At 72.7% G+C, this 21,048-nt stretch carries 19 protein-coding genes and 1 tRNA gene; 8 read left to right on the top strand and 12 right to left on the bottom strand.

Going from position 1 to position 21,048, the window contains the following annotated elements; genetic code table 11:
- Window positions 1–179 precede the first annotated feature (179 nt).
- The 3 genes from cobA to cobC are packed head-to-tail and all read right to left on the bottom strand — an operon-like array spanning window position 180 to window position 3,699.
- Window positions 180–1,436, bottom strand: a complete 1,257-nt coding sequence (cobA, locus tag AB0I71_RS31785) for a uroporphyrinogen-III C-methyltransferase (protein ID WP_357590986.1) — start codon at window positions 1,434–1,436, stop codon at window positions 180–182.
- 26 nt (window positions 1,437–1,462) lie between these two features.
- Window positions 1,463–2,614 (bottom strand): nicotinate-nucleotide--dimethylbenzimidazole phosphoribosyltransferase, encoded by a 1,152-nt coding sequence (locus AB0I71_RS31780; protein ID WP_357590984.1) that lies wholly within the window; start codon window positions 2,612–2,614, stop codon window positions 1,463–1,465.
- On the bottom strand, window positions 2,614–3,699 hold the full coding sequence (cobC, locus tag AB0I71_RS31775) for an Rv2231c family pyridoxal phosphate-dependent protein CobC (RefSeq protein ID WP_357590976.1): 1,086 nt from the start codon (window positions 3,697–3,699) through the stop codon (window positions 2,614–2,616). Before cobC ends, AB0I71_RS31780 begins: the two co-directional genes overlap by 1 nt.
- A 121-nt stretch (window positions 3,700–3,820) precedes the next feature.
- On the opposite strand from cobC, the gene AB0I71_RS31770 reads away from it, so the two are divergent.
- Window positions 3,821–5,953, top strand: a complete 2,133-nt coding sequence (locus AB0I71_RS31770) for a transglycosylase domain-containing protein (protein ID WP_357590974.1) — start codon at window positions 3,821–3,823, stop codon at window positions 5,951–5,953.
- A 3-nt stretch (window positions 5,954–5,956) separates the two neighbouring features.
- Here the strand turns inward: AB0I71_RS31770 and AB0I71_RS31765 are convergent, their stop codons facing one another.
- The gene (locus tag AB0I71_RS31765) at window positions 5,957–7,438 is read right to left on the bottom strand and encodes a cobyrinate a,c-diamide synthase (RefSeq protein ID WP_357590972.1); all 1,482 of its coding nucleotides are present in this window, start codon (window positions 7,436–7,438) and stop codon (window positions 5,957–5,959) included.
- 336 nt (window positions 7,439–7,774) lie between these two features.
- Here AB0I71_RS31765 and AB0I71_RS31760 point away from each other — a divergent pair, with 336 nt between their 5' ends.
- Entirely contained in the window at window positions 7,775–8,542 is a 768-nt protein-coding gene (locus tag AB0I71_RS31760) for an SURF1 family protein (RefSeq protein ID WP_357590982.1), read from the top strand.
- A 4-nt stretch (window positions 8,543–8,546) separates the two neighbouring features.
- Here the strand turns inward: AB0I71_RS31760 and AB0I71_RS31755 are convergent, their stop codons facing one another.
- The 4 genes from AB0I71_RS31755 to AB0I71_RS31740 form a co-directional block, all read right to left on the bottom strand.
- Window positions 8,547–10,133, bottom strand: a complete 1,587-nt coding sequence (locus AB0I71_RS31755; RefSeq protein WP_357590971.1) for an ATP-dependent DNA ligase — start codon at window positions 10,131–10,133, stop codon at window positions 8,547–8,549.
- A gap of 40 nt (window positions 10,134–10,173) precedes the next feature.
- On the bottom strand, window positions 10,174–10,380 hold the full coding sequence (locus AB0I71_RS31750) for a hypothetical protein (protein ID WP_155220929.1): 207 nt from the start codon (window positions 10,378–10,380) through the stop codon (window positions 10,174–10,176).
- A gap of 70 nt (window positions 10,381–10,450) precedes the next feature.
- A complete protein-coding gene (locus tag AB0I71_RS31745) occupies window positions 10,451–11,797 on the bottom strand; it encodes a dipeptidase (RefSeq protein WP_357590980.1) in 1,347 nt (448 codons plus the stop codon).
- A gap of 36 nt (window positions 11,798–11,833) precedes the next feature.
- On the bottom strand, window positions 11,834–12,493 hold the full coding sequence (locus AB0I71_RS31740) for a hypothetical protein (RefSeq protein WP_357590969.1): 660 nt from the start codon (window positions 12,491–12,493) through the stop codon (window positions 11,834–11,836).
- A gap of 92 nt (window positions 12,494–12,585) precedes the next feature.
- Here AB0I71_RS31740 and AB0I71_RS31735 point away from each other — a divergent pair, with 92 nt between their 5' ends.
- Window positions 12,586–12,987 (top strand): rhodanese-like domain-containing protein, encoded by a 402-nt coding sequence (locus AB0I71_RS31735; protein WP_357590978.1) that lies wholly within the window; start codon window positions 12,586–12,588, stop codon window positions 12,985–12,987.
- Window position 12,988: 1 nt separating this feature from the next.
- Here AB0I71_RS31735 and AB0I71_RS31730 read toward each other — a convergent pair whose 3' ends face one another.
- The 4 genes from AB0I71_RS31730 to AB0I71_RS31715 form a co-directional block, all read right to left on the bottom strand.
- Window positions 12,989–13,315, bottom strand: coding sequence for a hypothetical protein (locus tag AB0I71_RS31730; RefSeq protein WP_357590966.1), 327 nt, complete (start codon window positions 13,313–13,315; stop codon window positions 12,989–12,991).
- A gap of 347 nt (window positions 13,316–13,662) precedes the next feature.
- Complete coding sequence (locus tag AB0I71_RS31725; protein ID WP_357590964.1) at window positions 13,663–15,204, bottom strand: cobyric acid synthase; 1,542 nt, start codon at window positions 15,202–15,204, stop codon at window positions 13,663–13,665.
- The gene (locus AB0I71_RS31720) at window positions 15,201–16,295 is read right to left on the bottom strand and encodes a cobalamin biosynthesis protein (protein ID WP_357590962.1); all 1,095 of its coding nucleotides are present in this window, start codon (window positions 16,293–16,295) and stop codon (window positions 15,201–15,203) included. Before AB0I71_RS31720 ends, AB0I71_RS31725 begins: the two co-directional genes overlap by 4 nt.
- 221 nt (window positions 16,296–16,516) lie before the next feature.
- Complete coding sequence (locus AB0I71_RS31715; protein ID WP_357590960.1) at window positions 16,517–17,347, bottom strand: single-stranded DNA-binding protein; 831 nt, start codon at window positions 17,345–17,347, stop codon at window positions 16,517–16,519.
- Between the two features lie 349 nt (window positions 17,348–17,696).
- Here AB0I71_RS31715 and AB0I71_RS31710 point away from each other — a divergent pair, with 349 nt between their 5' ends.
- From AB0I71_RS31710 to AB0I71_RS31690, 5 genes are all read left to right on the top strand, one after another.
- Window positions 17,697–18,113, top strand: a complete 417-nt coding sequence (locus AB0I71_RS31710) for an HPF/RaiA family ribosome-associated protein (protein WP_357590958.1) — start codon at window positions 17,697–17,699, stop codon at window positions 18,111–18,113.
- Window positions 18,114–18,168: 55 nt separating this feature from the next.
- Window positions 18,169–18,375, top strand: coding sequence for a hypothetical protein (locus AB0I71_RS31705; RefSeq protein ID WP_357590956.1), 207 nt, complete (start codon window positions 18,169–18,171; stop codon window positions 18,373–18,375).
- Between the two features lie 78 nt (window positions 18,376–18,453).
- Window positions 18,454–19,488 (top strand): alpha/beta hydrolase, encoded by a 1,035-nt coding sequence (locus AB0I71_RS31700; RefSeq protein ID WP_357590954.1) that lies wholly within the window; start codon window positions 18,454–18,456, stop codon window positions 19,486–19,488.
- Window positions 19,489–19,598: 110 nt separating this feature from the next.
- Window positions 19,599–19,671: transfer RNA gene (locus AB0I71_RS31695), tRNA-Arg, on the top strand.
- 418 nt (window positions 19,672–20,089) lie between these two features.
- Window positions 20,090–21,048: IS3 family transposase (locus tag AB0I71_RS31690; protein ID WP_357590952.1), on the top strand; the 959-nt coding region annotated here is incomplete at its 3' end.

Below are 21,048 nucleotides of genomic sequence, written 5' to 3'. Positions count from 1 at the left end.
GGCCGGCGTCGGTGAGGTCGTGCGGCGGGCAAGCCTGACCGCCCGAAGCCGGGCACGGTCGCCCCCAGCCCCAACCGCAACCACCCCAAGCCAGGCACAGCCACCCCAGCCCCAAGCATCAACCACTCACGAACCAGACACGGTCGCCCCCGGCCCGAGAGCGCAACCACGCGAGCCGATCAGGAGTCGGACAGCCCAGCCGATTCCAGTGCCTCGACCACGTCACCAACCACGACCACAGCCGGCGGCCGTAGCCCCGCAGTGGTCACCGCGTCAGCCACCTCACCGAGTGTCGAGCGGACGATCCGCTGACCGCCGGTGGTGGCCTCCTGCACCACCGCGGCCGGCGTCCCGGCCGCCCGCCCGTGTGCCAGGAGCGTGCTGGTGATCGACCGTAGGTTCTTCAGGCCCATCAGGATCACGAGTGTGCCGCGCAGGCCGGCCAGGGCGTCCCAGCGGACCAGTGAGTCCGGCGACTCCGGTGCGACGTGCCCGGACACCACGGTGAACTCGTGCGCCACCGACCGGTGGGTGACCGGGATACCGGCTGCCGCCGGGGCGGCGATCGAGCTGGTCACCCCCGACACCACGGTGACCGGTACGCCGGCCGCCGCGCAGGCGAGCAGTTCCTCGCCGCCACGGCCGAAGACGTACGGATCACCGCCCTTGAGCCGGACCACGGACGCTCCCGCCAACGCCCGGTCCACCAGGATCCGGTTGATCTCCTCCTGCGTCCGCGACGGGCCGTAGGGGATCTTGGAGGCGTCCACCAGTTCCACTCCGGTGCGCAGCTCGTCCAGGAGCAGTCCGGGCACCAGCCGGTCGGCGACCACCACGTCGGCCTCGCTGAGCAACCGCCACCCCTTGAGGGTGATCAGCTCCGGGTCGCCGGGTCCGGCGCCGACCAGGAAGACCTGGCCGGTGCCGCCGGGCGGTGGGCTCAGCGGCGCCTGGGTGACCTGGTCCGTCAACAGTGGGCCCGTCCGGGCCTGCAGGAGGGTGCGGATGGCGTCGCGGACGCTCACTGCCCGACGTGGGTCGCCGCCGCCGTGCACCGCCACGGTGACCGGACCGTACCGGGTCACCGCCGGGGTCCAGGCCGTCGCCGCGTTCCGGTCGTCGGCACGTACGCAGAAGATCCGACGTGCCGCGGCGGCGGCGCTGATCCCCGCCGCTGCGGCCGGGTCGTCGATGGCGACCTGTACCAGCCAGGCACCGTCGAGATCGTCGGGGGCGAATCGGCGCGGTGCCCAGTGCAGTCGCCCGGCGTCGACGTGTGCGCGCAGCGCCGGGGTGAGTTCCGGGGCCACCAGCAGTACGTCCGCGCCCGCGTCGAGCAGCGCCGGGACCCGCCGCGTGGCGACCGCTCCCCCACCGACCACGACCACCCGGAGGCCGGCCAGCCGGAGCCCGAGGGGGTACGCGTTGGCGCTCACGCCACCGAACCCAGCGGTCCGCTCGCTCACTTCTCGGCCACCCCGGCGGAGTCGAAGGTGGCCACCTCGTGCAGTACCCGGACCGCGCCGGTGACCACGGGCAGGGCCAGCAGCGCGCCGGTGCCCTCGCCGAGGCGCAGGCCGAGGTCGATCAGGGGGGTGAGGCCGAGGCGGCGCAGCGCGACAGTGGCACCGGGCTCGGCGGAACGATGACCGGCGACCATGGCCGCCACGGAGTCCGGGGCGAAGGCCGCCGCGGCGAGCGCGGCGGAGACCGCGATCACCCCGTCCAGCAGCACCGGTACGCGGCGCGCGGCAGCACCGAGAATGAACCCGGCCAGCGCGGCGTGTTCCAGCCCACCGACGGCGGCCAGCGCACCTAGCGGGTCCGTCGGGTCGGGGTCGTGGCGACGCAACGCGGCCCGCACCACCTCGATCTTGTGCTGGTAGGTCGGGTCGTCGACGCCGGTGCCCCGGCCGGTGGCCTCAGCGGCGTCCACGCCGGTGAAGGCGGCGACGAGGGCGGCGGCCGGGGTGGTGTTGGCGATCCCCATGTCGCCGGTGAGCAATATTCCGGCCCCGGCGTCGACCAGTTCCCCGGCGATGGTGATGCCCACCTCGACCGCCGCCCGCGCCTCCTCCCGGGTCATCGCGGCGGTGACTGTCATGTCCCGGGTACCGCGCCGCACCGACGCGTCGACCAGTCGGGGTACGTGCGGTCCGGCCGTGCCGTCGCGAGGACCGGCACCGTCCGCGCCGTCAAGAGAACCGGCCCCGGCCGGGTCGTCGACGCTGGCCGCGCCCGCTGGGTCGGGAACCGGCAGCGGGGCGGCCACCCCGACGTCGATCACCGTCACCGAGGCACCCGCCTGCCGGGCGAAGGCGTTGACCACCGCTCCACCGGCCAGGAAGTTGCCCACCATCTGCCCGGTGACCTCCTGTGGCCAGGGGCTGACCTGCTGGGCGTGTACGCCGTGATCACCGGCGAAGATCGCCACCGCCGCCGGGGCCGGCACCGGTGGCGGGCAGCTGCCGGCCAGGCCGGCGAGGCGTACGGACAGCTCCTCCAGGGCGCCGAGCGAGCCGGCTGGCTTGGTCAGGCGCGCCTGCAACTGCCGTGCGGCGGTCATCGCCGGCTCGTCGGGCGGGCCGACGGCCGCGATGGTGTCTTCCAGCATCATGCCTCCATGATCTCGGCCAGCACCTCGATGAACGCGTCGGTGGTCACCCGATCCCGCACTGCGATCCGTAGCCAGTCGGGGCCGAGCCCCGGAAACGTGTCGCCCCGGCGTACCGCCCAGCCGCGTCCTCGCAGCAGGTCCCGGATCCGGTCGGCGCCGGCGATCCGCACCAGCACGAAGGCGCTGGCCGGTCGGCCGGCCACGCGTACCCCGGGCAGGGCCGACAGTCGCGCGACCAGGTGGTCGCGGTCGGCCGCGAGCTGCGCGGCGATGGCGCGTTCGGCCCGGGCCGCCTCGGGGCCGGCGCAGGCCGCGGCGGCCGCGAGGGCCGGGGTGGAGACCGCCCAGAGCGGCTGTACGGCGGCCAGCCGGCGCAGCAGGGCGGCCTCGCCGAGCAGGTAACCGATCCGCAGTCCGGCCAGCCCCCACGTCTTGGTGAGGCTGCGTACGACCAGCAGCCCGGGCAGGTCCCGACGGGCGGCGAGTGACTCGGGCTCACCGGGTACGCCGGGCGTCGCGGTGGTGTCCGCGAACGCCTCGTCGACCACGAGTACCCGGCCGGGGCGGGCCAGGGCGGCGAGGTCGGCGGCGGGGTGCAGTACGGCTGTGGGGTTCGTCGGATTGCCGATCATGACCAGGTCGGCGTCGGCGGGTATCCGGTCCGGGTGCAGCCGGAAGCCGTCCGCCTCGTCGAGCAGCACCCGCCGCACGGTGTGCCCGGCTGCCCGCAGCGCGGCTTCGGGTTCGGTGAACTGCGGGTGCACCACCACCGGCCGTTGCAGCCCGCGCAGTGCCTGGGCGAGCAGCACGAAGCCCTCGGCGGCTCCGGCGGTGAGCAGCACCTCCTCGGGCGGCCGACCATGCCGCGCGGCGACTGCGGCGCGGGCCGGGCGTGGGTCCGGGTACGCGGCGAGGTCGGCCAGCGAGGCCGTGATCGGCTCGGCCAGCCAGGGTGGCAGCGGTGCGCGCCGCACGTTGACGGCGAGGTCGACCAGGCCTGCTGCGACCTCGGCGTCACCGTGGTGGGCGAGATCCGGCTCGGCCGGCGACGCGCCGGACGTCGTGGTCGGCTGGCCATGCATGACCGCGATCCTGCCGGGAAGGCGGCGCTCGGGACAGCAACCCGGAGGGTGGGCCGCATCACCACCGATCACTTCATGAGTATTTCTCATGGACGAATCGGAAATGTCATAACTTGGCGGTGTGAGCAATCGACCCCTTGCTGCCGCTGGTCGTCTCGTTCCTCTTCTCCGTGCCGGGCTGATCGCCGGTATCGTCGTCGCCGCCGCCGCGTACCCGGTCGTCGCGGTGACCGGAATCGGTGCCAAGGCCACCGCGCACGCCGTGGAGAGCAAGACCCGCCTGCTGACCACCGCCCTGCCCGCCGAGACCTCCTACCTGTACGCGCCCGACGGCAAGACCGTGCTGACCATGTTCTTCGAGGAGTACCGGCAGTACACCAAGCTGTCGGACATTTCCCCCAACATGCAGCAGGCCATCGTGGCCGCCGAGGACAACCGCTTCTACCAGCACCACGGCGTCGACCCGAAGGGCGTTGCCCGCGCCTTCGTGGCCAACGCCCGCTCCAGCGGCGTCTCCCAGGGTGCCTCCACGCTCACCATGCAGTACGTCCGGATGGCGCTGCGCGACAGCGCCACCACCCCGAGGGAGGTGCAGGAGGCCACCGCGCAGACCCCGATCCGCAAGGTCAAGGAGATGCGCATGGCCGTCGACCTGGAGAAGGAGCTCAGCAAGGAGGACATCCTGGAGCGCTACCTCAACTCGGCGTATTTCGGCCACCGCGCGTACGGCATCTACGCCGCCAGCGAGATCTTCTTCTCGAAGACCCCGAAGGACCTGACCGCGGTCGAGGCGGCCACCCTCGCCGGGCTGGTCAAGTCACCCTCCCAGTACGACCCGGCCAGCTCCGACCAGAAGGACGCCACCGCCCGGCGCAACTACGTGCTCGACAACATGGCCCGGCTCGGCTACCTCTCGCCGGACTCGGCGCAGGCGGCGAAGACCGAGCCGATCCGGCTGCGCCTGACCTATCCGCCCAACGACTGCGCCTCGGTGCCCGAGAAATGGAACAGTTGGGGCTTTCTCTGCGACTACCTCAAGAACTGGTGGAGCGCCCAGCCGGCGTTCGGGGAGAACCGGCTCCAACGCTTGGACAAGCTACGCCGGGGCGGTTACCGGATCGTGCTCAGCATGGACCCGAAGATCCAGAAGGCGGCGGAGAAGAACGTCGGCACCGAGGGCAACACCGGCAGCCCGTTCGCCAACGGCATCGTGGTCTCCGAACCCGGCACCGGGCGGGTCAAGGCGATGGCGGTGAACCGCACCTACTCGCTGGACCTGAACGAGAACCCGCTCAGCTCCAACCCCGAGGCCGGACCCGACGTGAAGGCCAACTACCCGAACACGGTGGCACCCCTGATGGGCGGTGGCGACCTGCCCGGCTACCAGGCGGGTTCGACGTTCAAGATGTTCCCCATGCTTGCCGCCCTCGACGCCGGCATGCCACTGAACACCGTCTTCAACGCGCCGCACAGCTACCGTTCCGAGGTCTACGACGGCTGGCAGCCCTCCAACGCCAGTGGCGCGATGAGCGGCACCCAGACCATGTGGTCCGGTTTCGGCAAGTCGGTGAACACCTACTTCGTCTGGCTGGAGGAGCAGGTCGGTGCGGAACGGGCCGTCCGGCTGGCCGAGCAGTTGGGGCTGCGCTGGCGTACCGACGTGGACCGGGAGCACGCCTCGCCTGCGAAGGCCAACAAGTGGGGCGCCTTCACCCTGGGTGTCTCCGACGCCACCCCGCTGGAGATGGCCAACGCCTACGCCACGGTCGCCGCCGACGGGCGCTACTGCGAGGCGCTGCCGGTGAACGCCATCTACAACCGGGACGGTACCCCGGCCACGTACACCACACCGGGTGGCATCGAACGGGAGGTCGCCAAGCCGCGCTGCCGCCAGGTGGTGAGCGCCGACGCGGCACGCGCGGCCACCGACGCCGCCCGCTGCCCCACCGGCGACACCCCGGCCAAGGGCAGTTGCGGCGGCTGGTCCACGGCGGACAGCGTGCGCGGCACGGTGGGTCGCCCGGTAGCCGGCAAGACCGGTACCACGGACAGCACCCGATCGGCCTGGTTCGTCGGCTACACACCGGAACTGGCGGCCGCCAGCTTCATCTCCGACCCCGACAACCCGTTCAACGCGGTGGGCGACGGCCAGTCCCAGATCCCGATCGCGGCGGTGTCGAACACCCTCCGCGACGCGCTGAAGGGCAAACCCGTCCGGGACTTCGTCCCGCCGTCGGACCGGATCGTCGGTTGACGATCAGGCCGGCGGCCCACCGGCCGGCCCGGACGCCACCACACCGGCCGGGTCGCCCAGGGCGACACCCGCCGGCCCGGCCGGGGCACCGCCGCCGGCCCCGGCCGGGGCCGTGGCCGGCTCGGCCGCAGCGGCGGCCACCAGCCGCGTCGCGATCCGCGGGTACGCGGCCCAGTGCGGGACGAGCTGGGAGGCGTGCACGCCCCGCCAGATGAACCCCTCCGGGGCACCGCCCGGCCAGCTCCATGCCGGGCGCTGCCCACCCCGAGGCGTGAGGACGGCCCGGTGCTCCTTGTGCCCGGTCACCACCTCGCCCCGGACGGCGACCACACTGTCGCTCTGCGCCGTCGCCTCCCGGTAGCCGACCACCAGCCCGTCCCGGAGGCTGCCGATCGCGTCGATCACCCCACACATCGGCAACCCGTCCAGCTCTCGGGCCAGCCAGAGCAGGCCGGCGCCCTCGGCGACCACCGGCCGGCCGGTGCGGGCCAGCTCGGCGACCGCGATGCAGAGCCGCCGGTTGGCGGAGAGCTGTTCCGCGTACGACTCGGGCAGGGCCCCGCCGACCACCAGGGCCCGGGTGCCGCTCGGCAGCACCTCGTCGGCGAACGGGTCGAGCGTCACCACCTCCGCACCGGCGGCCCGCAGCAGCTCGGCCGTCTCGGCGTGGCTGAAGCTGCCGCCCGGGCCACCCACAAGCGCCACGACCGGGCGAGCGGCACCAGCCGGCACGGGCGCGGCCGCCTCGTCGCCGACCTGCGGCGACCACGGCTGCACCCCCAGCGCCGGCGCCGAACGGGCCAGCCCGAGCAGCCGCTCCAGGTCGACAGTCGCGGTCACCGCCTCACCCAGCCGCCGGACCGCCCGGGTGGCCTCGCCGGCGCCTTCGAGCACCGGCACCACCCCGTGCCGGCGGGACGGCAGCACCGAGGGCAGGTCCTGGCGGCGCAGCGCGCCGTAGACCGGAATGCCGATGTCGTCGAGCGCCTCGCGCAGCAGCGCCTCGTGCCGGGCGGATGCGACCCGGTTGAGGATCACCCCGCCGATCCACAACTGCTCGTCGTACGCCCGGAAGCCGTGCACCAGGGCGGCCACCGACTGGCCCATCGCGGCGACGTCGACCACCAGCACCACCGGGCTGCGCAGCACGGTGGCGACGGCGGCGGTCGACTCGGTCTCGCTGCGGCCGGTCAGGCTGTCGTACAGGCCCATGCTGCCCTGCACCACGGCGAGGTCCGTACCGTCCGCGCCGTGCAGCAGCAGCGGGGCGACGCGCTCGGCGCCCACCAACCGCGGATCCAGGGTGCGTCCCGGTCGACCGCTGGCCAGCCCAAGGTAGGCCGCATCCACCTGATCCGGCCCGATCTTGAAGCCGGCCACGTCGAGGCCCCGGTCGGCGAACGCGGCGAGCAGGCCGATCGCCAGCGCGTTCTTGCCGTGTCCGGAGGAGGGAGCACTGAGCACCAGACGCGGCACGACGGTCATCATCGACTCCTCGCGAGCGGTCGGCGTGCCGACCGTCGGCGCGCTCCGCCCGCGTGACGATAGCTGAACCCGACGCCCTACAGGCACCCCTGGACCACCCGTCCGGTCCAGGTCAACCGGGTCCGTGGCGGACCGCCCCGACACCGGTACGCTCCGCCACGGCTGGCTGTCCGCCGCCCGCTCCGGACAGGGGCCACTGCCTGCGACAGCCGGCGGCCGGCCACGGCGCGCGAGGGCTGTGACGGCTCGACGCAGTGGCGGCGGTCACACGGGTAATCTCGTGGCGTGTACCGGTTCCTGCTGACGCCGCGCTGGGTGGGCCTTCTCGTGCTGACCATGGCCGCCGCCACGGTGATGGTGCTGCTCGGCAACTGGCAGCTGGACCGCTACCACGGTCGAACGGCGATCAACGAACGCATCGACGCCGGCCTGCGGATGGACCCGGTGCCGCTGCGGGAGGCGCTGCCCGCGCCCACCGGTGGCCCCGGCACCGTCGGCGCGGCACCGGCAGCGGAGCGGACCTTCACCCGGGTGACCGTGACCGGCCGGTACGACACCGACAACATCGTCCTGGTGCGGGGCCGCACTGTCGACAGCCGGGTCGGCTTCGAGGTGGTCACCCCGCTGGTGCTGGCCGACGGCACCGCCGTTCTGGTGGACCGGGGCTGGATCCCGCCCGCTCCCGGCGGGGCGCTGGCCCAGCCCGACGTGCCACCGGCGCCGGCAGGTGAGGTGACCGTCGAGGGTCGGGTGCACGCGAGCGAGAGCGGCGACGCCAAGGTGTCCCGCCGCGAGGGCCGGGTGGAAAGCCGCCGGGTCTCCGTTCCCCAGCTCGCCGGCGAGCTGCCGTACCCGGTGCACGGCGCGTACGTGCTCCTCGACGAACAGACGCCGGCAGCAGACCCGACGTTCCGGGCGGTCTCGATCGGCCATGCCAACAACTGGCAGAACCTCGGCTACGTCGTCCAGTGGTGGATCTTCGCGGCGATGACGGTGGTCGGTTACGGCTGGGTCGCCCGCCGCGAGGCCCGCCGGCTCGCCGGGGTGGTCGACGAACGCCCCCGGGACCGGGCCGCCGACTCCGGTACGCCGGCCGCCACCTGACCGCTCACCCGGGCGGGCGGCCCGCGTGTATCGCCCGGACGGCGTCGATGGTGTCGGCCTCGGCTGCCGTCTTGTCGTCCCGGTAGCGGACCACCCGGGCGAATCGCAGTGCGACCCCACCGGGATAGCGCGAACTGCTCTGCACTCCGTCGAACGCGATCTCCACGACCTGCTCGGGCCGAACCCGGACGACCCAGTCCCCGCGATCCACCGCGAGGCCGAGGAAGCGCTCGGTCTGCCAACGCAGCAGCTCATCGGTGAGCCCCTTGAAGGTCTTGCCGAGCATCACAAACCCGCCGGTGTCCGGGTCGCGGGCACCCAGGTGCAGGTTCGACAACCAGCCGGTGCGCCGGCCGCTGCCCCACTCGACGGCGAGCACGACCAGGTCGAGGGTGTGCCGGGGCTTCACCTTGACCCAGGCGGCGCCGCGCCGCCCGGCGTCGTAGGGGGCGTCCGGCACCTTGACCACCACACCCTCCTGGCCGGCGTCGAGCGCGGCGGCGAAGGCCTCGCCGGCCCGCTCCGGGTCCTCCACCTCCATCCGCCCGACCAGCAGCGACGCGTCAGCCGTGCCGCGCAGCGCCGCCCATCGTTCCCGACCCGGCAGGTCGATCAGATCCACCCCGTCGAGGTGGAGCAGGTCGAAGAAGTACGGCGTGAGCACCGTCTCGCCGGTCCGTTCGGCGGCGGCGCGCACCGCCGGTGCGACAGGTGCCCCGGCGGCGGGACCGGCGGACCCGGCCCGGCGGGCGGCGGCGCTCGACGTCTGCTGGAACGGCAGCGGCCGGCCGGTGGCGTCCAGCCCGATGGCCTCCCCGTCGAGGACGATCTCCCGCGCGGGCAGGCTGCGCACGGCGGCGACCACCTCGGGCACCCGGGCGGTGATCTCGTCGAGGCTGCGGGAGAACACGGCGATGTCGGAACCGCTGCGGTGCACCTGGATGCGGATGCCGTCGAGCTTCACGTCGACGACCGCGGGCACTCCGGTGGCGGCGAGCGCCTCGTCGACGGTGGACGCGCTCTGCGCCAGCATCGGCGCGAGAGGCCGGCCCACCCGCAGCCCGAACTCGGCAAGCGCGGCGGCCCCGCCGCCGAGGGCAGCGACCGCCACCGCCCGCAGGTCTCCCGCGAGCAGCAGCGCCCGGCGTACGACGGCGACGGAGACCCCGGCTGCCCGCGCGATCGCGTCGGCGAGCAGCCCGGCTTGGGCGCCGTGCCGCAGCTCGCCGAGGAACAGGCCGGTCAGCAGGCGCTGCTCGTCGGCGGTGGCAGCCGCGTAGAGCGCGTGCAGCAGGGCCCGACGGCGGGCCTGCGAGCCGGCGCCGTGCACGGCCGCGATCTCGTCGATCGCGGCGTCGACCGCCGACACGGTGAGCGTCGGCTCGGCCGCCGGCGGGGGCAGGTCGCGAAGGCTGGCCCAGCCGACCCCGGTCTGCCGCTGGCGCAGCTCACCGGCGAGCCAACCGGAGCCCGCCGCCACCTCGGGCGGGTCGAGCCGCCGCAGGGCGTCGGCGAGCAGCTCCACCTTGGCCCGACGACCGCTGGTGGCGCCGACGGCCGCGGAGGTGGCAGCCAGGTCAAGGAACCGCACGACCTCATCCTGCCAGCCACCACCGACAACCGACGCGACGTCAGGCCGGGACCGGTTCCTCGATCCGCAGCCCGCGGGCCCGGACGCCGTCGGCGATGCGGGACAGCGACGCGTCCAGGGCGACCAGGGCGGCGGACAGCTCGCCGAGCTGTTCCTTGAGCGTGTCGTCGGGCCACGCGGAGACGTCGACGTCCCCCAGAGCGATGACGGCGGCCTCCAGGCGGGCCAGAACCTCGTTCGTACGCATGTTCGAGAGGCTACAACAGCCCCGCGTCCGACACACCGGAAACGGCCACTGTAGGCACGAAGTTACGGTTTCACCCGCGACCCGCCTCAGCCACCCTGGCCAGCAGCAACGCCTCGGCGAGGCAGACCCGGGCGAACTCGCCCAGGTGCAGGCTCTCGTTCGGCCCGTGGGCCCGGGCGTGCGGGTCCTCCACCCCGGTCACCAGGATCGCCGCCTGCGGGAACATCTCCTGGAAGGTGGCGATGAACGGGATGGAACCGCCGACCCCGATCTCCACCGCGTCGGTGCCGTCCCAGGCGGTCCGGAAGGCCGACCGGGCCGCGTCGAACATCGGGCCGGTGGCGTCGATGACGCAGGGGGCGCCGTCGTGCTCGAAGGTCACCTCGACCTGGGCCCCCCACGGCGCGTACTTCTCCAGGTGGGCGCGGAGCGCCGCGTACGCCTGCTTCGGTTCGTCGCCCGGTGCCAGTCGTACGCTCAGTTTGGCCTTGGCCGCCGGAACCAGCGCGTTCGGTGCCTCGCCGGTGGCCGGGGCGTCGATGCCGAGCACGGCGAGCGCCGGCTTGGTCCACAACCGGTCGGTTATCCGGCCGGTGCCGAACAATCGCACGCCCTCGGCCAGCCCGGCCTCGGCCCGGAACCGGTCCTCGGGGTAGTCGACGCGGGCCGCTTCCCGGCCGACCAGCCCCGCCACCGCCACGTTCCCGGCGTCGTCGTGCAGCGTGGCGAGCAGCCGGACCAGGGTGGTGAGCGCGTCCGGGACGGCACCGCCGAACATGCCGCTGTGCACGGCGTGGTCCAGCGTGCGCACCTCGACGAAGCAGTTGACGATGCCGCGCAGCGACGTGGTCAGCGCCGGTACGCCGACATCCCAGTTGGTCGAGTCGGCGATCACGATGACGTCGGCGGCCAGCTTGTCCCGGTGCTCGGCGAGCAGTTGCTCCAGGGAGTCGGAGCCGTACTCCTCCTCCCCCTCGACGAACACGACCACGCCGACCGGCAGCCGGTCACCGAATGCGCGCAGCGCCGCGACGTGCGCCATGATGCCGGCCTTGTCGTCGGCGGCACCCCGCCCGTACAGCCGGCCGCCCCGCTCCACCGGCTCGAACGGGTCGGACTCCCACAACGTCGGATCGCCGATCGGCTGCACGTCGTGGTGGGCGTAGAGCATGACCGTCGGGGCACCGGGCGGCGCCGCCTTGCGGCCGATGACCGCGGGCTGACCACCGGCCCGGGCCACCTCCACGTCCAGGCCGCAGCCGCGCAGCAACTCCGCCACCGCCGCGGCGGAGCGCTCCAGGTGCGCGTGATCGAAGCCTTCGAAGGCGATGCCGGGAATGCGGACGAGACGCTCCAGGTCGGCGCGTACGCCGGGCAGCTCCCGGGCCACGGCCTCCCGCAGGTCGGACTCGGTCATGATCGGTGTGGTCATGACCGGCATCGTATGCCGGCCTTACCGGGCGGCGCGGCCGGCGTCGTGTCCCGACCCCGGCACGATCCGGCAGTAGTAGTCCGCCACGTCGTGCGGCAGGGCGGGTGCGCCGTCCACGACCAGATCGGCGCGGGCCTCGGTGCCGTCGGCGGCGAAGTGGGCACGTTCGGTGACGTGCCAGCGGCGCAGCTCCGGCAGGATCGCCGGACCGTCGCGGGCCACCGCCCGGGTCAGCCGCAACGGCTGCGGTGCGGTGACGAAGACCGCCAGGGTCAGGTCGGCCACGGCGGCGGCCCGGGCCGCGCTGACCCCCTCCACGATCAGCACCGGCGCGACCGGAACCGGCACCGGGGCGGGCAGGAAGCGCCGGCGCACCCAGCTGTACCGGCGATAGGCACCCGGCTGTCCGGCGCGTACCGGTGCCAGCACCTGCTCCTCCAGCCGCTCCCAGAAGCTGAGCTGGTCGTCCCACCCGTCGAGCAGGTCGTCGGTGTGCACCACCGGTGGGCGAGCGGCATCGGGTGTCTCACCGGCGACGGCGTCGGCCAGTCGCGCCGTGAAGACGGTCTTACCGGCGCCGCTGGGCCCGTCGACGGCCACCAACCGGGTACGCCCCAGCCGGGCCGGCCCCGCCAGCACCCGTCGGGCCAGCCCGGCGTACGCCTCGAAGACCACCACCACGGGCACCGACGTTACCGATCGGGTTGTCCCCGGCCACTTCGGACCGCAGGCCAGCCACCGAACGGCATGATCGTGGCGTGTCCCATTCCGTGATGAGTCCCGGTGTCGAGGCGTTGCTGGAACAGGCCCGTGCGGGCATGACCCGGCTGACCCCGCAGGAGACGGTGCAGGCCGCGACCCGGGGGGCGCTCGTGATCGACACACGTACCGACGCGCAGCGTCGGGAACAGGGCGACCTGCCCGGCGTCATCGTGATCGACCGGACGGTGCTGGAGTGGCGACTCGACCCGGCGAGCGACTGGCGGATACCCGAGGCGACCGGGTACGACCTGGAGATCGTCGTGGTGTGCCGGCAGGGTTACAGCTCCAGCCTCGCCGCCGCGAGCCTGCGCGCCCTGGGCCTGCACCGGGCGACCGACATGATCGGCGGGGTGGAGGCGTGGCGATCGGCCGGCCTGCCCTTCTCCGACCAGGCCGCCGACGTCCGCTACTGATTCAGTCCGCCATCAGGTCCAGGGTCTGCCTGGCATACTCCATCGCCAACTCCTCGGTCTGGGCATCGTCCGGCACCTGCGGCGCAATGAAGTTGAGGTGCACGTGGGCCACGGCCGTTCCGGCCATCGCCGCCGCCATCGCCATCCTGGATTTCACCGGCCCGTCGTACGGCTCCGGTGGATCGGTCATCGGGCCGTTGTCCGGTGGGATCGACACCCAGGCGCCGTCACCGACCCCGCTGACCTCCCGGGCGATGCCCTGCGCTCCGGCTGGCGGCGGACCGCCCAGCGACTCGCGGGCCTCCGCCGTCGACGCCGCGACCAGCATGGTGATGGTGACCGCGTGGATCGCCAGGGGTCCCTCGACACCGCGCTGAGTACGCAGCTCTTTCGGTCGGGCCGGTCGGGACGGTCCCGCACCTGCGTTGTCCCGCCGGCCAGGTCGAGCAGCGGCTGGTGGTCGAGCTTGGTGCAGAGATCGTCCACGACCCGGTAGGACGTGGCGGGTGACGGGGATGAGCTGCCTGCCGGGTCTGCGGTGCCGGCGCAGCCGGCGAGCGCGACCGGAAGCAACAGGGCGAGCCAGCTCCGGCGACGGGTATCGACCATCACGAGATCGTGTCACAGTGGATCACTCCCTCGGTGCCCGCCGGCCGCGCACGCCAGTTCCCGAGGTCAACGTCGTGGGGCGCCGGGTGGGACGAACGGTAGGTCGGTGGGCGGGCCCGCCTCGATGAGCCGCCACAGGGCATCGGTGTCGAGGTGTTCCTCGACCAGGTCGCCGAGCAGGTCGAGATTGCGTTCCCGGGCGGCGGCGAAGGACGTGTCCGGCGCGACCTGGAATCCGGTACGCCCGGCGAGGCGGGCCGCCCGGGTGAGGAACCAGCGGCGGAACTCGTCGGACTCGAACGTGCCGTGCCAGTGGGTGCCGTGCACGACGCCGTGCATCGCGCCCTCGTCGGCACCGTCGGTGTAGCGCAGCAACGGGGTCAGCTGCGGGTCGGCGGTCGAGACGTACCCGTGGTGGATCTCGTAGCCGTGGACCGGAACGTCACAGTCGGCGCTGCCCAGCACCGGTCGGACGGTCTTGCGGCGATCGAAGGTGATCTCGATGGGGAGCAGCCCGAGGCCGGGCACGGTGCCCTGCCGGCTCTCCACCTGGTCGTGGATGGCCCGGGCCAGCATCTGGTAGCCGCCGCAGATGCCGAGCACCGGGCGGCCCGCCGCCGCGTGCGCGGTGACGGCGTCGGCGAGCCCCGTCTCACGCAGCCAGGCCAGATCGGCCACTGTCGACTTCGAGCCGGGCAGCACCACCAGGTCGGCGGCGGCGAGCTCGGCCGGCTCCACGGTGAGCCGTACCCGCACCCCCGGCTCGGTCGCCAGCGCCTCGACGTCGGTGGCGTTGCTGATCCTGGGCAGCCGTAGCACGGCCACGTCGAGCCACTCGGTGCCGCGCGGGGCCGCCGGGCGACCGAGCACCCGGCCGTAGGCCAGCGAGTCCTCCGCGTCGAGCCACAGGTCCAAGGCCCAGGGCAGCACCCCGTAGGTCGGGCGACCGGTGAGGTGACGCAGCATCGTCAGCCCGGGGGCGAGCAGGCCCAGGTCACCCCGGAACTTGTTGACCACGAAGCCGGCGATCAGGGCCTGGTCGGCGGGGTCGAGCAGGGCGAGGGTGCCGAACATGGCGGCGAACACACCACCCCGGTCGATGTCGCCAACCACGATCGCGGGTAGCCGCGCCTGCCGGGCCAGGCCCATGTTCACGTAGTCGCTGTCGCGCAGGTTGATCTCCGCCGGGCTGCCGGCCCCCTCGCAGATCACCACGTCGTACTCCGACCGCAGCTCCGCAAGCGCCGCGTAGGCGGTCTCGGCGAGCCGGGGACGCAGGGTCCGGAAGGTGCCGGCGGTGATCGTGTCGACGGCCTGGCCGAGCAGGACCACCTGGCTGGCCAGGTCGCTGCCGGGCTTGAGCAGCACCGGGTTGAACCTCAGGTCCGGCGCGAGCCCACAGGCCGCCGCCTGCATCGCCTGGGCCCGGCCGATCTCGCCGCCCCGGCCGTCCGGCCCGAGCACCACGGCGGAGTTGTTCGACATGTTCTGCGCCTTGAACGGGGCCACCTTCACACCTCGGCGGTGCAGCCACCGGCAGATGCCGGCGGTGAGCACGCTCTTGCCGGCGTCCGAGGTCGTCCCGGCCACCAGCAGCCCACCGGTCACCGACGGCTCCCCAGCCCGATCGATCGAAGGGCCCGCAGCGGCCGGACGGTCGGCAGCGGTCGAAGGGCGCCGAGTGGTCGGGGGGTCGGCAGCGGTCGAAGGGCCCGTAGCGGTCGGAGCGTGCGGCGGGAGGCGGCACCGATCAGTCGGCCCGCGGTCAACGGGTACACCGCCGCGAGACCGAGCGCCGCCAGCCCCACCGCCCGGGAGATCCGGGCGGCCCGGGCCAGGTGGCGCCCCTCGGGGCGAGGACCGTCACCGAGGAACGGACGCACCTCCGTGCGGCCGAAGTACACGTTACGTCCACCCAGCCGTACGCCCAGCGCCCCGGCCATCGCCGCCTCGCACTGCCCGGCATTGGGGCTGGGATGGTCGTCGCGGTCCCGCCGCCACACCCGCCAGGCCCGCTCCCGGTCGCCCTTGCCAGCCGGCGCCAGCGCCACGGTCAGCAACCCGGTCAGCCGGGCAGGCACCAGGTTGAGCAGATCGTCCAGGCGGGCGGCCGGCGTACCGAAGCGGGCGTAGCGGACGTTACGGTGACCCACCATCGCGTCGAGGGTGTTCGCCGCGCGGTACCCGAGCAGGCCGGGCAGCCCGGCGACGGCACCCCAGACCAGTGGGGCGACCACCGCGTCGGAGGTGTTCTCCGCCACCGATTCCACTGTCGCGCGGGCGAGTTCGGGCTCGTCGAGCGTCGACGGATCCCGCCCGCAGAGATGCCCGAGCCGCTGTCGAGCGGCCGGCAGGTCACCACCGCGCAATGACCGGCCCATCGTCTTCGCCTCGTGGCGCAGGCTGCGCCCGCCGAGCACCGCCCAGGTGCCGGCGGCGACCAGCACGGCGCGGGCCACCGGCCGGTGTCGGGTGCCCACGGTTGCGGCCACGCCCAGCACCACCGGCGCACCGACGCAGACCGCGGCGAAGACTCCACCGGCCAGCCGGTCGGGACGGTAGAGACGACGTTCCAGGGCGGCGGCGGCCCGGCCGAATCCGGCCACCGGGTGGCCCCGCCGTGGGTCACCGAACACCGCGTCCAGCGCGTAACCCGCGACGAGTCCCGTCGCGTTCGCCACCGCACCCGCGTGTCGCACGGCGTATCACCCCCGGGCGGCCAGCCTAGCCGAGCCGAGCACCGGGAACGGCCCGGCGGACCCCGTCCCCGCCACGGCCTCCCCGAGCGCCGCCATCCTGGCGGTGGGTGACCGGACACCTCAGCTGCCCGGTCACCCGATCACCAGCGGCGCGCGTCCGCGCCGCACACCGTCAGGCGACATGTCCGGCGGTCATCACCGGGGCCACCCCCCGCGAGTCGTCAGACGGGCTGCGGCAGCCGACCGCGCCCCCGCCGACCACGCCCGGTCGCGGCATCGCCCGCCCCCGATTCCTCCGGGCGCACCGCCGACTCGGCCTCGGCCTCGGTGCCGTCGGCGGGCACCGGGGCCAGGTCGTCGGGGACGCTCTCCCCGGCGACGTCCAACTCGTCCAACTCGTCCAACTCGTCCGACGCCGGCTGGTCGGTGCGGGACGAGTCGAACCCGTCCGCAGAACCCGGGTCGAACCCGCGCGCCGAGCCTGGGTCGAACCCGCCGGGCGGACCGGAGTCGGGACTGCCGGCGGGACCGGCCCCGAAGCCGGACAGGTCGGGCAGCTCGAAGTCGTCGTCGACCGGGCGACTGTCGGGCCGGGCAGGCGCCTCGTCGTGCGGCACCGGCTCGGTCGGCTCCCCGTGCACCCGTTGCTCGGCGTCCGCGTCGGAGACCGCGCTGGTGGCCAGGGTGGGCCGGTTACGCAGGAACCGCCCGCGCCCCCGGGACAGGTCGTGGCCGACCGCGACAGCCTCCAGCTCGTACAAGGTGCGGTGGTTGCCGGCGTCGTCGATCCAGTCACGGGTGTAGAGCCGGCCGCAGACCACCACGGGATCGCCGACCATCACCGAGGCGGCAACTCCCTCGGCGAGCTTGCGCCAGCAGTTGACCCGTACGCGCAGGCTGTTGCCGTCGACCCAGCGCCCACTGTCGCGGTCGAGGCGTCGGGCGGTCGAGGCGACCTTGAAGTTGGCCACCAGCGTGTTGCTCTGGGTGGTGCGGCGCCACTCCGGCGCGGTGAGCACATTTCCGACAATCGTCATGTAGGTATCGAACATCGTCCCTCCTTCAGGGGTCGGGGGCGTGGCTTCGGCGAGTCGACTCGCCACCGAGCCTGCGGCCCCGGGACCTTCGCGGACAGCCCAGGAGGCGGCACCTGTGGACGACCGGGCCAGCTGTGGACAAACGCCTGATCAAGGTCCCGATGTGGTAGGCCGATCGACCCTGACCCGTGAGCAGCCGGTCGCCGATGATCAACGGGAGGCGGAAATGGTCACGTTCCGGACGGAGCCGACCTGGGTAGAGATCTCTACAACCGCACCCGTGAGCACGACGTCGAACGAAAGGGTCAGCGATCATGATGATGACCATCACCCGTTCCACCCGCCTTACGGGGCAGGTGCGGCGATGAGCGCGGTGCAGGACCCGGCCACCGTGGCCAAGTGCCTCCGGCTCGGTGCGGGCTTCGCCGACCGTGAGCGGGACCGCATCGTCGAGCAGTTCGCCACGCTCGACGCCCGCCTGGCCGGCTTTCACGCCGACGCCACCGACATGGAGCTGTCGGTGAAGGACCGGGAGGCCAAGGGCCAGAAGGTCACCCTGGAGTGCTGGATCGCCGGCCGGCAGCGGGTCGTCGCCACCTCGACCGAGGAGGACCTGCACGCCGCCCTCAACGACGTCCGCGACGACCTGCGTCGTCAGTTGAACGACGCGAAGACCCGGCAGGAGCCCCGCAACAACAAGCACCTGCGGGTCAACGAACCGCCCGGCCCGGCCGCGCCGACCGACGAGCTTGCCGGTGCCGGAACGACCGACGAGAGGTGATCGCGTGGCCGGTCGGTAGACGACCGGCCACCCGCCCACCGTGGAGGTGACAGCTATGCCCAACGTGCAGCAACCCGAGATGCGCCGCAGCGGCGAGACCCGACTGGTCCAGGACAGCGACGGCCCGATCGAGGGCGGTTCGTCCTCGACCCGGCGGGAACACCGCTCGGTGCCGGTCGACCAGGTGTCGCCGTACGGTCCCGATCGTGGGCGGTCCTCGACCTCACACGAACCCACCGGCCGAGAGGCCGTGGGCGACTGACAGCCGGCAGCCCTCGTCCGTCTGGTGCGGGCGGACGGGGGCTACCGCCCGGTAGCCAGCCGGCGTACCGTCGGCGGGGTGGAACCGGACGTGCTTGGCCCGCCCTACGAGCGGCACATCATCGACCTGGGCCGGGATGACGAGGGGCCGGTGGTGGCGACCCTGGTCCGCCGCCGGGCCGAACGCCCCACCGGGCGCGCCGTGCTCTACGTGCACGGCTTCGTCGACTACTTCTTCCAGACCCACGTGGCCGACTTCTTCGCCGAGCGTGGCTGGGACTTCTACGCCCTCGACCTGCGCAAGTACGGTCGTAGTCTGCTGCCGCACCAGACCCCGAACTTCTGCCGCGACCTCGGCGACTACTTCCCCGAACTGGACGCCGCCGCGCAGATCATCCGCGACGAGGACGGACACGACACCCTGCTGGCCATGGGCCACTCCACCGGCGGCCTGATCGTCTCACTGTGGGCCGACGCCCGCCGCGACGCCGGGCTGGTCGACGGGCTGTTCCTCAACAGTCCCTTCTTCGACCTCAACGCACCCTGGTTCGTGCGGCGACCCCTCGCGGCCGCCGTCGCACGCCTGGGCCGCAGGGCCCCGCACCGCATCCTCCCGTTCGGGCTCGGCACCGTGTACGGCGAGAGCCTGCACGCCGACCACCGCGGCGAATGGACGTACGACCTGGCCTGGAAGCCGCTTGCCGGTTTTCCCGTCCGGGCCGGCTGGCTGGACGCCGTCCGCACCGGCCAGCGGCGGCTGCGCGCCGGACTGAACATCCCGGTGCCGGTGCTGCTCGCCTGCTCGACCCGATCGTTCCGGGGCACGAAATGGCAGGACGCGGCGACCCTGGCCGACGCCGTCCTCGACGTCGAGCACATGGTCCGCTGGGCCCCCCGCCTCGGCCAGCACGTCACCGTGTCCCGCTTCGACGGCGGTCTGCACGACCTCACGCTCTCCGGCCCCGCCGTACGGGAGAAGGTCTTCGCCGAGGTCGGCCGGTGGGCCGAAGCCTTCCTCGGCGCCGGGCCGACGACAACCCGCCCGCCGCAGCCCCGGCCCGCCATGGACGAGCAACGTCCGGCCACCGAGGTTCCCTCCCCCACGGACGCCTGACCCGTCGACGACATGTGTCAAGCCCGCACCACGGCTACGACACCGACCTGGCCACCCGTTCCGCCGGGCCTGCCCCGGGCGGCGGTACCCTTCTCGCGCGATACCACGTTGCGCCCGTAGCTCAGCGGATAGAGCAGGGGACTTCTAATCCCAAGGCCGCAGGTTCGAATCCTGCCGGGCGCGCCGCGTTAGATGGAGCTGACCTGCGGTTTCTCCCGACTCGCGCGACCTTATCGAATGATGTTCTTCGATTAAGGCACCTTAGGTGAGCCCGAGTGTGCAGCTTCGGCACGAAGAGACACCAAACGAGTGGTGGCTTCAAACCGCTCTGAACGCCAACTCGGGCAGGGCCTGCCGGTAGGTGTCGGCAGCGAACGCGCCAACGCCCCCCGTGCATCGCGTACACGACTGTCGGCTAGCGAGAACCATGGGAGCGACCCACTGACTCGCCGCCGTGGCTGGTCTGGCACAAGGCCAGCCACATGCAGGCGACAGGTGTCGACTTGAACCGCCCCGGGTTCTGTGGAGAACCTGATGTTCCCCGGGTTCGGTGGAGTCGGGTTGGTTGACTCGTCAGGCTCGTCGCTCGTTGAGGAGAGACGTGCCGAGGAGATATCCACCCGAGTTTCGTCGCAAGGTCCTCGATCTGCTCAAGGCCGGCCGGTCTGTCGCGGAGTTGGTCCGGGACTTGGAGATCAGCGATCAGACGATCTACAACTGGCGCCGCCAGGAGCTGATCGACACCGGCCAGATGCCGGGTGTCACCTCTGCCGACCAGGTTGAGCTGGTCGCGGCTCGACGGCGTATCGCCGAGTTGGAGACTGAGTTGGCGGTGCATCGCCGCGCGGCTGAACTGCTCAAGGAGGTGGTGCCCCCAAAAGACCGGTACGCGGTCATCCACCGGATGGCCGCTGAGGGACTCCCCGTTGAGATCTGCTGCCGCGTGCTCGTGGTCTCGGCGTCGGGATACTACGCCTGGCGCAACCGACCACCATCGCAGCGGGCGCTGCGTCACGCGTGGTTGACCGAACAGATTCGCGCGGTGCATGCGGCATCCCGCGGCACGTACGGTTCCCGCCGGGTGCACGCCGAACTGCGGATGGGCCGCGGACTCGTGGTGGGCTATCACGCGGTGGAGATGCTGATGCGCCGTGCCGGCATCCACGGCCTGCCCGGCAGTCGCCGTCCCCGGCCGAAGCACCAGACGCCGACTGCCAGTGATCTGGTCAACCGCGACTTCGCCAGATCGTCGCCGAACCAGTTGTGGGTCACCGACATCACCGAGCACCCGACCCGCGAGGGCAAGGTGTACTGCGCGGTCGTGCTGGACACCTTCTCCCGCAAAGTCGTCGGCTGGTCCATCGACGCCACGCAGACAGCCACGCTGGTGACCAACGCCCTGAGCATGGCCATCAGCAACCGCCAACCGTCCGGCACCGTGATCCACTCCGACCACGGAGTGCAGGGCGGTTTCAACCGGTCGTCGCAACACCTTGATCACGGAGGTGTGCATGGGCAGGAACACGAAGCTGGAGCAGGTGCCGGAAAGGGCGCGGAGGC

Source organism: Micromonospora sp. NPDC049891, from assembly GCF_040660295.1.
Classification (GTDB): Bacteria; Actinomycetota; Actinomycetes; order Mycobacteriales; family Micromonosporaceae; genus Micromonospora.
This window is presented reverse-complemented; position numbering and strand designations above follow the sequence as displayed.

Bases quoted from the DNA above. Each gene is read 5' to 3' on its own strand.
- AB0I71_RS31780 (WP_357590984.1), bottom strand. From the start codon at position 2,614: ATGCTGGAAGACACCATCGCGGCCGTCGGCCCGCCCGACGAGCCGGCG.
- cobC (WP_357590976.1), bottom strand. From the start codon at position 3,699: ATGCATGGCCAGCCGACCACGACGTCCGGCGCGTCGCCGGCCGAGCCG.
- AB0I71_RS31765 (WP_357590972.1), bottom strand. From the start codon at position 7,438: ATGACCGTCGTGCCGCGTCTGGTGCTCAGTGCTCCCTCCTCCGGACAC.
- AB0I71_RS31760 (WP_357590982.1), top strand. From the start codon at position 7,775: ATGGCCGCCGCCACGGTGATGGTGCTGCTCGGCAACTGGCAGCTGGAC.
- AB0I71_RS31750 (WP_155220929.1), bottom strand. From the start codon at position 10,380: ATGCGTACGAACGAGGTTCTGGCCCGCCTGGAGGCCGCCGTCATCGCT.
- AB0I71_RS31745 (WP_357590980.1), bottom strand. From the start codon at position 11,797: ATGACCGAGTCCGACCTGCGGGAGGCCGTGGCCCGGGAGCTGCCCGGC.
- AB0I71_RS31735 (WP_357590978.1), top strand. From the start codon at position 12,586: ATGAGTCCCGGTGTCGAGGCGTTGCTGGAACAGGCCCGTGCGGGCATG.
- AB0I71_RS31730 (WP_357590966.1), bottom strand. From the start codon at position 13,315: ATGCTGGTCGCGGCGTCGACGGCGGAGGCCCGCGAGTCGCTGGGCGGT.
- AB0I71_RS31715 (WP_357590960.1), bottom strand. From the start codon at position 17,347: ATGTTCGATACCTACATGACGATTGTCGGAAATGTGCTCACCGCGCCG.
- AB0I71_RS31710 (WP_357590958.1), top strand. From the start codon at position 17,697: ATGAGCGCGGTGCAGGACCCGGCCACCGTGGCCAAGTGCCTCCGGCTC.
- AB0I71_RS31705 (WP_357590956.1), top strand. From the start codon at position 18,169: ATGCCCAACGTGCAGCAACCCGAGATGCGCCGCAGCGGCGAGACCCGA.